This is a genomic window from Microbacterium pollutisoli (genome assembly GCF_053586795.1).
The window spans coordinates 544,035-556,678 of sequence record NZ_JBNYWT010000001.1; the positions used below are offsets into that span (position 1 = coordinate 544,035).

The 12,644-nt window shown below is 71.1% G+C and carries 9 protein-coding genes; 4 read left to right on the top strand and 5 right to left on the bottom strand.

Annotation, left to right across the window (positions count from 1 at the left end; genetic code table 11):
* Window positions 1–37: 37 nt before the first annotated feature.
* Window positions 38–1,207 carry a cysteine desulfurase family protein gene (locus ACQ143_RS02645; protein ID WP_449569165.1) on the bottom strand — a complete coding sequence of 390 codons (1,170 nt, stop codon included), beginning with the start codon at window positions 1,205–1,207 and terminating at the stop codon, window positions 38–40.
* Between the two features lie 47 nt (window positions 1,208–1,254).
* Between ACQ143_RS02645 and glgX the strand changes: the two genes are divergently transcribed.
* The 3 genes from glgX (at window position 1,255) to glgB (ending at window position 7,594) form a co-directional block, all read left to right on the top strand.
* Window positions 1,255–3,345 carry a glycogen debranching protein GlgX gene (glgX, locus tag ACQ143_RS02650; protein ID WP_449569166.1) on the top strand — a complete coding sequence of 697 codons (2,091 nt, stop codon included), beginning with the start codon at window positions 1,255–1,257 and terminating at the stop codon, window positions 3,343–3,345.
* 149 nt (window positions 3,346–3,494) lie between these two features.
* Window positions 3,495–5,462 (top strand): maltotransferase domain-containing protein, encoded by a 1,968-nt coding sequence (locus tag ACQ143_RS02655; protein ID WP_449569567.1) that lies wholly within the window; start codon window positions 3,495–3,497, stop codon window positions 5,460–5,462.
* Window positions 5,459–7,594, top strand: a complete 2,136-nt coding sequence (glgB, locus tag ACQ143_RS02660; protein WP_449569167.1) for a 1,4-alpha-glucan branching protein GlgB — start codon at window positions 5,459–5,461, stop codon at window positions 7,592–7,594. Before ACQ143_RS02655 ends, glgB begins: the two co-directional genes overlap by 4 nt.
* Before the next feature lie 6 nt (window positions 7,595–7,600).
* Here glgB and ACQ143_RS02665 read toward each other — a convergent pair whose 3' ends face one another.
* Both ACQ143_RS02665 and ACQ143_RS02670 read right to left on the bottom strand, forming a co-directional pair.
* A complete protein-coding gene (locus ACQ143_RS02665) occupies window positions 7,601–8,536 on the bottom strand; it encodes a tetratricopeptide repeat protein (RefSeq protein WP_449569168.1) in 936 nt (311 codons plus the stop codon).
* The gene (locus ACQ143_RS02670; RefSeq protein ID WP_449569169.1) at window positions 8,533–10,371 is read right to left on the bottom strand and encodes a glycosyl transferase; all 1,839 of its coding nucleotides are present in this window, start codon (window positions 10,369–10,371) and stop codon (window positions 8,533–8,535) included. Before ACQ143_RS02670 ends, ACQ143_RS02665 begins: the two co-directional genes overlap by 4 nt.
* 179 nt (window positions 10,372–10,550) lie before the next feature.
* Here ACQ143_RS02670 and ACQ143_RS02675 point away from each other — a divergent pair, with 179 nt between their 5' ends.
* On the top strand, window positions 10,551–11,630 hold the full coding sequence (locus tag ACQ143_RS02675; RefSeq protein ID WP_449569170.1) for an AI-2E family transporter: 1,080 nt from the start codon (window positions 10,551–10,553) through the stop codon (window positions 11,628–11,630).
* Window positions 11,631–11,643: 13 nt separating this feature from the next.
* Here ACQ143_RS02675 and ACQ143_RS02680 read toward each other — a convergent pair whose 3' ends face one another.
* Both ACQ143_RS02680 and ACQ143_RS02685 read right to left on the bottom strand, forming a co-directional pair.
* On the bottom strand, window positions 11,644–12,360 hold the full coding sequence (locus tag ACQ143_RS02680) for an alpha/beta hydrolase (protein WP_449569171.1): 717 nt from the start codon (window positions 12,358–12,360) through the stop codon (window positions 11,644–11,646).
* Between the two features lies 1 nt (window position 12,361).
* The gene (locus ACQ143_RS02685) at window positions 12,362–12,643 is read right to left on the bottom strand and encodes a hypothetical protein (protein WP_449569172.1); all 282 of its coding nucleotides are present in this window, start codon (window positions 12,641–12,643) and stop codon (window positions 12,362–12,364) included.
* Window position 12,644: the final 1 nt, after the last annotated feature.

Consider the following 12,644-nt stretch of genomic DNA (forward strand, 5'->3'; position numbering starts at 1 on the left):
TCGATTCTACGGGCCGTCTCCTGGGTCGGGCCTGGACTCAGCGACCGGGACGCGCGACCGCCCGTGCGTAGGCGTCGGGCAGCGCGGCGATCACGGCATCCACATCGGCGGCGGTGGAGGTGCGTCCGAGGGTGAGGCGCAGCACCGAGCGGGCCTGCGCCTGGTCGAACCCGAGGGCGCGCACCACGTGCGAGGGCTCGGCGACGCCGGCCTGGCACGCCGATCCCGTCGAGGTGGCGATGCCCTGCTGGTCGAGCAGGAACAGCAGCGACTCCCCCACCGCGCCCGGCAGCAGGATGTGCACGTTGCCGGGCAGGCGCCGCTGCGGATCACCGAGCAGTCGTGCTTCGGGGACACGCTGGTGGATGCCGCGGATCAGCCGGTCGCGCAGGGCGGTCAGCCGTGCCGATTCGGCGGCGCGTTCGGACACCGCGGCGGACAGGGCGGCGGCCAGTGCTGCCGCCCCGGGCAGGTCCTGGGTGCCGGCACGCAGGCCGCGCTGCTGCCCTCCGCCGTGGATGAGGGGCGTCAGCCGCGCATGCCGGGACACGACGAGCGCTCCGGTGCCCACCGGGGCACCGAGCTTGTGTCCGGACAGGCTCAGGGCCACCAGGCCCGCCGGGCCCTGCGCGGCACCGCGGAGGCGGGAGAACGACAGGTCGAGGTGCCCGACCGCCCCGACCGCGTCCAGGTGCAGCGGCGTGCCGGCCGCCGCGGCGGCCGCGCACAGCGCGTCGATGTCGTTGATCGTGCCCACCTCGTTGTTGGCCACCAGCGCGGTTGCCAGCGCCGCCTCGTCGACTGCGGCGGCGAAGTCGGCGGTCGAGATCGCGCCCTGGTGGTCCACCGGCACCGGCCGCACCGGCGCGGGGCCCTGCGCGGCCAGCCAGCCCACCGCCTCCAGCGTCGCGTGGTGCTCGCCGTCGGGCAGCACGATCGCATCGGTGTCGGCACGTCGCGCCCACCACAGGCCCTTGACCGCGAGGTTGATCGACTCGGTGCCCCCGGAGGTCAGCACCACCTCGATCGGGTCGCAGCCCAGCGCGTCGGCGATGCGGTCGCGGGCATCCTCCAACGCGCGGCGCGCGTCCTGCCCGGCGCCGTGCACCGAGGACGTATTGCCCACCTGCTCGGTGGCGGCCAGCCACGCCGCCTTCGCCTCCGGCCGCAGCGGGGTGGTCGCCGCGTGGTCGAGATAGACCCCCATCGCCGCTCCTCCCGGCATCCACCGATGCGGTTACTACTGTAGAGCGCATGCCCCCCAACCCCGCCCTGACCACCGCGACCGGCCTGGACTCCGCAGCGTGGGACCGGCTCGGCGTCACCGGGCACGACGGCGGCGGCACGCTGCGCATCTGGTCGCACCACGCCGATGCGGTGGAGCTCGTGCTGTTCGACACGACCGACATCGACTGGATCGTCGACACCGTCGACCTGACCCCGGTGGGCGACGGCGTGTGGGAGGGGTTCCACCCCGAGCTGCGCCCCGGGCGGCACTACGCGGTGCGGGTGGCCGGACCGCACGGGCCGGGCAACATGTTCAACCCCGAGACCCTGCTGCTGGACCCGTATGCGCGGGGGCTGGTGGGGGCGGAAACGGAGAACTGGCGGGCCTCGGTGGTCGACTCGACCTTCGACTGGGGCGGCGTGGCCAAGCCGGAGACACCGCTGGACCGCACCGTCATCTACGAAGCGCATCTGAAGGGGCTCACCAAGCGTCATCCGGGCGTGCCGCCGGCGCTGCACGGGACGTACGCGGGGCTCGGCCACCCGGCCATGATCGAGCACCTGCTCACCCTCGGTGTGACGGCCGTGGAGCTGTTGCCCATCCATGCATCCACGACCGAACCCCGGCTGCGGGCGCTGGGGATGACCAACTACTGGGGATACAACAGCGTCGGGTTCTTCGCGCCGCATTCGCTCTATGCGACCGCCGCCAGCCGCATCGCCGGCCCCACGGCGGTGCTCAACGAAGTCAAGCAGATGGTGAAGTCGCTGCATGAGGCCGGTCTCGAGGTGATCCTCGACGTGGTCTACAACCACACCGCCGAACTGGAGATCGGCGGGCCCCGCTCGAGCTTCCGCGGCATCGACAACCGCTCGTACTACCGGCAGGACCACGCCGGCGCGTACATCGACGAGACCGGCTGCGGCAACGCGCTCAACACGGCCACCCCGGCGGTCGCCCGCATGGTCCTCGACTCGCTTCGGTACTGGGCCGGCGAGGTGCAGGTCGACGGATTCCGGTTCGACCTGGCCGTGACCCTGGGCCGGGATCGGGAGCACGCGTTCACCGTGGACCATCCGCTGCTGCAGGCGATCGTCGCCGACCCGGCCCTGGCGGGCGTCAAGAAGATCGCCGAGCCGTGGGATCTGGGGCTGGGCGGCTGGCAGACCGGCGCCTTTCCGCCCGGCTGGATGGAGTGGAACGACCGGTACCGCGACCGGGTGCGCAACTTCTGGCTCAGCGACGTCGACTACGCGCGCCGCGCGGAGGTGTCGCCGGTCGGGGTCGGGGGGCTCGCGACCCGCCTCGCCGGCTCGGCGAACACGTTCAGCCGCGAGCGGGGACCGCTGGCCGGCGTGAACTTCGTCACCGCGCACGACGGGTTCACCCTGCACGACCTCGTGTCGTACGACGTCAAGCACAACGACGCCAACGGCGAGCACGGCCGGGACGGCACCGACACGAACCGCTCCTTCAACCACGGCCCCGAAGGCGACACCGACGACCCGGAGGTGCGGGCCGTCCGGCGCAAGGCCATGCGCAACCTCATCGGCACGCTCCTGCTGTCGGCCGGCGTGCCCATGATCACCGCCGGTGACGAGTTCGGCCGGACCCAGCAGGGCAACAACAACACGTACTGTCACGACTCCGCCCTCACCTGGCTGGACTGGGAGCACGACGACTGGCAGCGTGACCTCGCCGCGCACGTGCGGCACCTCATCCGCCTGCGCCGCGAGAACCCGGCGCTGCGCCCGCGCCGTTTCGACCACGCCGTCGTAGAGGTCCCCGAGGCGTCGGTGATCGACTGGTACGACGAGCACGGCGAGACGATGTCGATCGAGCGGTGGACCGACCCGTCGCACCGCACCCTCCAGTACGACGCCCGCTCCACGCCGAACGGCGAACCGGCCAACCGCATCCTGCTGGTCGTCCACGGCAACGAGCGACCGATGGACGTCGCCCTGCCGCAGGTGGAAGGCATCGCGAGGTTCGTCCCCCTCTGGTCGAGTTTCGACGAGGCACCCGGGCCCGAGGGACCTCCCCTCGCGCCGGGATCGGTGGTGCCGATGCCCGGGACCGGGCTGCGGCTTTTCCGGGCCGAGCCGCCGACGACGTAGTCGGCGCGCGGCAACGACGGTAGGTTCGAGGCGTGGCCACCACGACACGCACCGCCCCCGCCGAGTCCGTCCGCAGCGGTTCGCAGATCCCGCTGCGTCCCGCCCCCGCCGCCGTGCGCACACCCGCCGAAGTGTCGGGGCGGATCCCGATGACCGGCCACCGCCCCGCGACGCCGACCGCCGGATTCACCCCGAAGGCGTTCACCGGGGAGGCGGTGCCGTTCGAGGTGCGCGCCTTCCGCGAAGGCCACGACCTCATCGGGGTGCACCTGCGGCTCACCTCCCCCTCCGGTGTGGAGACCCTGCACCGGCTCACCGCCCTCGGCGACGGCTTCGACCGGTGGCGGACGGTGGTCAGCCCGCTGGAACAGGGACGATGGAGCTTCCGTTTCGAGGCGTTCGGCGACGAGTTCGCGACGTGGCAGCACGCCGCCGAGGTGAAGATCGCCGCCGACGTCGACACCGCGCTCATGCGGGAGATCGGCGCCGTACTGTTCGACCGCGCCGGCGCGGACAAGAAGCGTCCCGCCGCCGAGCGACGCGCCCTGGCCGGGGCGGCCGCCGCACTGCGCGACCCGTCGGTCAGCGACGAGTCCGCGCTCGTGCTGGTGCGCGACCCCACCCTCGCCGCGTTCTTCGCGGAGCGTCCCCTGCAGTCGCTGATGACGCTCGACGCCCCGCGCGAGCTGCTCGTCGAGCGCGAGCGGGCCGGCGTGGGCGCCTGGTACGAGTTCTTCCCGCGCTCGGAGGGCGCCCGCCGCCGCCGTGACGGCACCATCGCCAGCGGCACGTTCCGCACCGCCTCCCGGCGCTTGCCGGCGGTCGCGGAGATGGGCTTCGACGTGGTCTACCTGCCGCCCATCCATCCGATCGGGCACCGTCACCGGAAGGGCCCGAACAACACCCTCACCGCGGGACCGGGGGATCCGGGGTCGCCGTGGGCGATCGGATCGGATGCCGGTGGCCACGACGCCATCCATCCCGACCTCGGCACGCCGGCCGACTTCCGTGCGTTCGTGAAGGCCGCCCGGGACCTCGGCATGGAGGTGGCGCTGGACCTCGCCTTGCAGGCGTCGCCGGATCACCCCTGGGTGACCAGCCACCCGGAGTGGTTCACGACGCTGCCCGACGGCTCGATCGCCTACGCCGAGAACCCGCCCAAGAAGTATCAGGACATCTACCCGATCAACTTCGACAACGACCCCGAGGGGATCTGCGCCGAGGTGCTGCGCATCGTGCGCCACTGGGTCGCACAGGGCGTGAAGATCTTCCGCGTCGACAACCCGCACACCAAGCCGCTGTGGTTCTGGGAGTGGCTGATCCGCACCGTGAACGCGGAGGATCCCGACGTCGTCTTCCTCGCCGAGGCGTTCACCCGGCCCACGCCCCTGCAGGCGCTGGCGATGGCCGGGTTCCAGCAGAGCTACTCGTACTTCACGTGGCGCAACACGAAGGCCGAGCTGGAGGAGTTCCTCGGCTGGATCTCCGACCAGACGGCGGACTTCATGCGTCCGAACCTGTTCGTCAACACCCCTGACATCCTCACCGAGTATCTGCAGTACGGTGGGCGCCCCGCCTACAAGATCCGTGCCGCCCTCGCGGCCACCGCCGGCGCGAACTACGGCGTGTACGCCGGCTACGAGCTGTTCGAGAACGTCGCGCGTCCCGGCTCTGAGGAGAACATCGACAACGAGAAGTACGAGTACAAGCTGCGGGACTGGGCGGCCGCCGAGGCGGCCGGCGACTCGCTGGCGCCGTACCTACGCCGGCTCAACGAGATCCGCCGCGCCCATCCCGCCCTGCGGCAGCTGCGGGGATTGAGCATCCACTGGAGCGACGACGACGCCATCCTGGTGTTCGTCAAGCACCTGCCCGCCGCCCTGTCGGCCACCGGCGTCGCCGACACCATCATCGTGGTGGTCAACGTCGACCCGCATTCGATGCGGCAGACCATGGCCCACATCGACTCCTCGGTGTTCGGAATCCCCCGCGGACAGGACTACGAGGTCGAGGACCTCATCACGGGGGCGACCTGGACCTGGAACCAGGACAACTTCGTGCGGTTGGACGCCTTCGTCGAACCGGTGCACATCCTCCATGTGAAGGGGTCGCGATGACCGGGCTGTCCGACGCCGTGCTCGACCGCCTCGCCGAGGGCGCCCACCACTCCCCCCACGATGTGCTCGGCGTCCACCCCGACGGCGACGGCTGGGTCATCCGCGCCCGGCGGCCGCTGGCCGCGCGGGTGACCGCCGTCACGCACGACGGTTCGCGCGTCGCACTGTCGCACGTGCGTGCGGGCATCTGGGCCGGGCACACCGCCGTGCAGCCCCGCTCGTACGAACTGGTCACCGCGTACGAGGACGGTTCGGAGCACCGTGCCGACGACCCGTACCGTCACCTGCCGACCGTGGGCGAACTCGACCTGCATCTGATCGGCGAGGGCCGCCACGAGCAGCTCTGGGAGGTGCTGGGGGCGCGCGTGCGGTCCTACCCCGGCGTGACCGGCGTGTCCTTCACCGTCTGGGCACCCCATGCGCAGGCCGCGCGGGTGGTCGGCGACTTCAACGGGTGGGACGGGCGCGGCCACGCGATGCGCTCGCTGGGCGGCACGGGCGTGTGGGAGCTGTTCGTCCCCGGACTGGGCACCGGCAGCACCTACAAGTTCGAGCTGCTCACCCCCGACGGCGACTGGGTCATGAAGGCCGACCCGATGGCGCGGCAGGCCGAGGTGCCGCCCGCGACGGCGTCGGTCGTCACCGACAGCGCCTACACCTGGTCCGACGACGCCTGGATGATGGCCCGAGCCGCGCAGGACCCGCTGGCCCGCCCCATGTCCACGTACGAACTCCACCTCGGATCGTGGCGCCCGGGCCTGGGCTACCGCGAGGTGGCCGACTTCCTGATCGCGTACCTGCAGGAGCAGGCCTTCACCCACGTGGAGTTCCTGCCGCTGGCCGAGCACCCCTTCGGCGGCTCGTGGGGGTATCAGGTCACCGGGTACTACGCCCCCACCAGCCGCTTCGGCACCCCCGACGACCTGCGTTACCTCATCGACCGCCTGCACCAGGCCGGCTTCGGGGTGATCATGGACTGGGTGCCCGGGCACTTCCCCAAGGATGCGTTCGCGCTGGCCCGCTTCGACGGGCGCCCGCTGTACGAGCACGGCGACCCGCGCCGCGGCGAGCACAAGGACTGGGGCACGCTCATCTTCGACTACGGGCGGCGCGAGGTGCGCAACTTCCTGGTCGCCAACGCGCTGTACTGGTTCGACCAGTTCCACGTCGACGGACTGCGGGTGGATGCCGTGGCATCCATGCTCTATCTCGACTATTCGCGCCAGGACGGCGAGTGGGAGCCCAACATCCACGGCGGGCGTGAGAACCTCGAGGCGATCGGCTTCCTGCAGGAGGTCAACGCCACCGCGTACAAGCGCTTCCCCGGGATCGCGATGATCGCCGAGGAGTCCACGAGCTACCCGGGGGTGACCACGCCCACCAGCGCCGGGGGGCTCGGCTTCGGGTTCAAGTGGAACATGGGCTGGATGAACGACTCGCTCGAGTTCATCAAACGCGACCCGATGTACCGCGCGCACCACGAGGGCGAGCTGTCGTTCTCGTTCGTCTACGCGTTCAGCGAGCACTTCGTGCTGCCCATCAGCCACGACGAGGTCGTCCACGGCAAGGGGACGCTGTTCACGCGGATGCCGGGCGACCACTGGCAGAAGCTGGCGAACATGCGGCTGTTCCTGGCCTACATGTGGGGTCACCCCGGCAAGCAGCTGCTGTTCATGGGCCAGGAGTTCGGGCAGATGTCGGAATGGTCCGAAGCCCGCGGGCTGGACTGGTGGATGCTGGATCAGCCGCCGCACCGGCAGCTGCACCACTTCGTGAGCGCCCTCAACCGGACGTACCGGGACCTCCCGCCGCTGTGGACGCGTGACAGCGACGCGGCGGCCTTCACCCGGCTGGGCGCGCCGACTTGGAACCCCAACGTGTCCGCGTTCGCCCGGCGGGACCACGACGCCGGCACCGTGGCGGTGGTGTGCAACTTCTCCGGCGTCCCGGTCTACGACTACGAGCTCGAGCTGCCCGGTGCCGGCGAGTGGACGGAGGTGCTCAACTCCGACGCGACCGAGTACGGCGGGTCGGGCGTGGGCAACTTCGGCGCCGTGCACGCCGACGCCACCGGCCGCGCCCGGCTGGTCCTGCCGCCGCTGGGGGCGCTGTGGCTCAGCGCGCGCCGCTGATCCGGCTCAGAACAGCAGGGAGGACAGTCGGCCGCGCGCGCGGATGACCCGCGGGTCGGTGTCGCCGACGAGCCCGAACAGCTCGACGAGACGGGCCTGCACCGGCGCCCGCTCGTCGGCGGGCAGCGCGGCGAACAGGTCGAGCAGGCGCGCGAACGCGTCGTCCACGTGGCCGCCGGCGACGTCGAGGTCGGCGACGGTGAACTGCGCGTCGACATCGGTCGGTGCCGCGGCGGCGGCGGCGCGCGCCTCCTGCAGGTCGACGCCCTGCACGCGGCGCAGCAGGCGCACCTGGCCGAGACCGGCGCGGGCGTCGGCGTCCTTCGGGTCCTCGGCCAGCGCGCGCTCGTAGGCGCTCTCGGCGGCGGCGTAGTCGCCCGACTCGATCGCGTCGAAGGCCTCCTGGTGCAACGGCGGCAGCGCGGGCTCGGCGGCGGCCTCAACACCGGCGGGCTGGTCGCCGACCGGGATCGTGCCGGTCACGCCGTGCTGGGCCGCCAGCTGCAGCAGCTGTGCGAACACGTCGCGCACCTGCTGCTCGGGCACCGCACCGGTGAACAGCGGCACCGGCTGGCCGGCGACGAGGGCGACGACCATGGGGATCGACTGGGCCTGGAAGCCCTGCGCCAGTTGCGGGTTCGCGTCCACGTCGACCTTGGCCAGGACCAGACGGCCGGCCAGCTCGGTGATGACCTTCTCGAGCACGGGGCTCAGCTGCTTGCACGGCCCGCACCATTCGGCCCACAGGTCGACGACGACCGGGACGGTCTTGGACAGTTCGAGCACCGGACCGAACGACTGGTCGGTGACGTCGAAGATCAGCTGGGGGGCGGAGCCGCCCGGGGCGCCGTCGGCCGGCGCGGCCGGGGCGGTCGGGCGGGAACGCAGGCTGGACAGGTCGACGGCACCGCGGAGCACGGCACCGGCTGTGGGATCGCTCACTCTTTCTCCACCTTCGCTGACAGGATGCTGGACGAGTAGCCCAGCACTTGGATGCGCTCGCTCGAGCTCTGGGCCGGGACGAAGAAGAACAGCTGGTCGGCGAACACGGTCGTGAACCCGACGGCCGACTGGGTGGCGCCGGTCAGCGCCTTCACGCTCGGGCTGTCGTCGAGCTTGATGACGGCGTCGTCGTCGGTGGCCCGCACGGTGTCGCTGTCGTTCACGGTCACCGCGACGATAGCCCCGCTGTCCAGGGTCGCCAGAGACAGCGGCTCCTGACCCCCGGCGGTGGCGGAGAAGGTCAGCGAACCGGTCTTGCTGCCGGTCTCGTTGAAGGTCTTCAACCGCTCGGCACGGTTCGAGGTGACCTGGGCGCGGAACGCGTCGGTCTCCAGGTCGAAGTATGGGGCGAACTCGCTGTCCTCACCCTTGTCGAGCACGTCCGCGTAGGCGGCCGCGAGCTCGTCGGGCGGCAGCACCAGGAACGGCGAGCTGGGCTCCACCGCGATCGCCCCCACGTAGGGCGGTGCGAGGTTCATGGTCGCTCCGGCGGTCAGGTCGGCGGTGTAGACGAGCTTGTAGTCCGACCAGGCGTCGGCCTGGCTGGCCATCATGACCGTCGCCGCCCCGTCGTCCTGCTCGACGACCGCCATGAAGGTGCGGGGCCAGCCGTCGTACGCCTGCGGCAGGAGGTTGGTGATCGGGCCGGAGGGCACCGGATCCAGCGGCGCATAGTCGTCGATCTCTTCGCGCAGGGTGTAGTTGGTCTTGCGCACATCCAGCGCGGACCCGACCAGGCGGGTGGCGGCCAGGTCGGCGTCGAGGGCTTCGTCGGCCTCAGCGACCCGCTCCGAGATGCGCGCGAGGATGCGCTCGGCCTGCGTTTCGGTCACGGCCGGCTGACCCTGCCCCTCGGGGACGACGATCGTCTCGGTCGGTGTCGGCGACGGTGTCGAGCCCAGCTGCGGCCACGCGTCGGCGCTGCAGCCGGCCAGGACGACGGCGCTGACGGCCGCGATCGGGAGGACGGCGAACGCGCGCTTGCCCGACGAGATCTGGCGGCGGCTCGGAGCGGCGGAGATGACGCCCTTGTCCGCGGCATCCACGGACAGGTCGATCGGCTCGGTGGGCGGCATCGGCAGGCCCTTGCGCCGGGGACCGCGCGAGCGTCGCACATGCCGCAGCCCGAGCAGGTACAGCACGATGCCCAGCGCCAGCAGGAGACCTCCGCCGACGATGAGCGGACCGGCCCACGGGGTGGTGGCGCCCGTCGGCCAGGTCAGGGACAGCTTGTGGGGGGCCGGAGCGGTGCCGTCGGCGGCGATGAGCATGCTCACCTCATCCGGCAGCTGCAGGGACGTGATCAGCACGTCCTCCTGCTGGAACTGGTCCAGCCACAGGTCGGAGTCCACCGGGCTCAGCCCGGGCTCCGCGGCCTCTTCGGCCGGCCCGGCGGTCTCCGCGTCGGGTGCGGTGGTCTCGGCGGGTGTGGGGACCTCACCGTCGGCACCCTCCCCCGCCGCCACGGTCGTCGTGACGATCTCGCCGTCGGACACGGTCACCGCGACGTAGTCACTGCGCGCCAGCCACGCCTTCATGTCGGCGGTGCGTCCGTACGCGCCGAAGATGGCGCCCTCGCCCTGCGCACGCAGCGTCTGCGCGCCGTCGTGGCTGTTGAACACAGCCCCGTCGATGAGGATGAACGGCACGTCCTGCGCGATGTCGATGGACTGGCTCTGCGTCTTCGGCGCCTGGAAGACGGTGCGCTGGGCGATCCCGGCACCGATCATGACCGTGGCCAGCACGAAGGCGACCACAGCCCACACGAAACGCACGAAACGACACCTTCCTGCACCCCGCTCTGGCTCGCGAGCTCGGCATCACGCCGTCGGGTACGACAATCGACATCCCAGACTAGCGAAAACGACCTGAATGTCGCCCGGGAGCGGCCCGGATCACGTGTGTGTGCGCCGGTGCCGACTATCCTGACGACACCACGAAAGAGAGCCGCCGCGTGAAAATCCAGCATCCGTTCCGCACCGCACTGATCGCCACCCTGGGTGTGGGTGTGGGCATCATGATCATCACCGGCATCACGACGCTGTCCACCGTGCTCCTGTACGTCGGCACGGCGCTGTTCCTCTCGCTGGGTCTGGACCCGCTGGTGTCGTGGCTCGAACGCCGGGGACTCCCCCGCTGGGGGGCGCTGGTGATCACCTTCGTCGGCGTGCTCGCCGCGTTCGCGGGGATCATCCTCATGGTGGTGCCGATCATCGTCGCCCAGATCAGCCAGCTGGTCAAACAGGTGCAGGACCTGGTCGAGGACGCCGTCGACGGCACGTGGGACCCGGTGCAGGCGGTGCGCGACTGGCTGAGCGACACCTTCCCGCTGCTGAACGTCGACCAGGTGTTCCAGTATGTCTCCGACTGGTACGAGACCCTCGACATGGCCGAGATCGGCGGGGACATCGGTGCCACGCTCATCGGCATCGGCGGGGCGGTCCTGGCGGGGATGACCGGCGCGCTGATCGTCCTGATCCTGACGATCTACTTCACCGCGTCCACCCCGTCGTTGAAGGCGGCGATGTACCAGCTTGTGCCCGCGTCTCGGCGCGCGCGGTTCATCGACCTGTCCGAGCAGATCACCGCGTCGGTCGGCTACTACGTCATGGGGCAGGTGACTCTGGGACTCATCAACGGCGTGCTCAGCGCCATCTTCCTGAGCATCATCGGCGCACCGTTCCCCGCCGTGCTCGCCGTCATCGCGTTCTTCTTCTCGCTGATCCCGCTGGTGGGCACCCTGACCGGGTCGACCATCATCGTGCTGGTCTGTCTCATCCCGGGCCTCAGCTCCCCGCTGACAGCGCTCGTCGCCCTGGTCTGGTACCTCGTGTACATGCAGGTGGAGGCGTATCTGCTCTCGCCGCGCATCATGAACCGCGCCGTCTCGGTGCCCGGCGCCGTCGTGGTCATCGCGGCCCTGTCCGGCGGCGCGCTGCTGGGTCTGCTGGGCGCGCTGATCGCGATCCCGGTGGCGGCGAGCATCCTCATCATCTACCGCCAGGTCATCATCCCGCGCCAGAACGAGCTGTGAGGCCCGGTGCAGCTCAGGGCCGCTCCGGCGGCCAGTGCGTCGGCAGGGGCAGCGCGTCGGGGTTCACGGCGGCGACGATCTCCGTGAGCACGCGGCGGGTCTGGCTCTCCCCGACCCACAGGTGGCGGGCGCCCTCGACGGCGATCAGCGTCGCCTCGGGCAGCACGGCGAAGCGTTCGCGTGCCTGCGCGGGCGGCAGATAGTCGTCGAGCTCCGGGACGACCACGACCATGCGTCGCGGGTCGCCCGCCCAGGCGGCCACGTCGGCAGCCGTCGCGCGGTGCAGCGGCGGCGACAGCAGGATCACGCCCTCGATGCCGTGGTCGCGTCCGTACTTGAGGGCCAGTTCGGTGCCGAACGACCAGCCCACCAGCCACGGCCGGGGCAGACGGCGGGCACGGACGAAGTCCATCGCGGCGGCCAGGTCGAAGGCCTCCTCACCGCCCCCGTCGAAGGACCCCTCACTGGTCCCCCGCGGTGATGTGGTTCCGCGGGTGTTGAAGCGCAGCACGGCAAGGTCGGCCAGGGCGGGCAGTCGTGCGGCGGCCTTGCGCAGGATGTGCGAGTCCATGCAGCCGCTCGCCGTCGGCAGCGGGTGCAGGGTGACCAGGGTCGCGACCGGTGTGTTCTCCGGCAGCGCGAGCTCCCCGACCAGCGTCAGATCGTCGAGGGTGTACAGTTCGATGTCCTCGCGCCGCGCGGGCAGCAACACCGGCCCCCGGATCTCCATGTCAGCCGATCCTCCAGCAGGCGGTGTGCCAGTGGCGCCGGGCGGCGAGGTCGGCGGCGTCGCCCAGGATGCCGTCGGCGCGCCACACCACGACATGGGCCACGCCCGGAGACACCTCCCGTGTGCAGCCGGGGCAGGTGTACGACTTCTGCGCCTGCGTCGCCGACACCGGCTGCACCGTCCAGTCCACGCCGCGGCGTGTCTCGGTGCGCTTCCACCCGCTCAGCAGGCGTTCGAACGAGTCGTCGCGACGCTGCGGCCGACGACGGTGTGACCGCGGCATC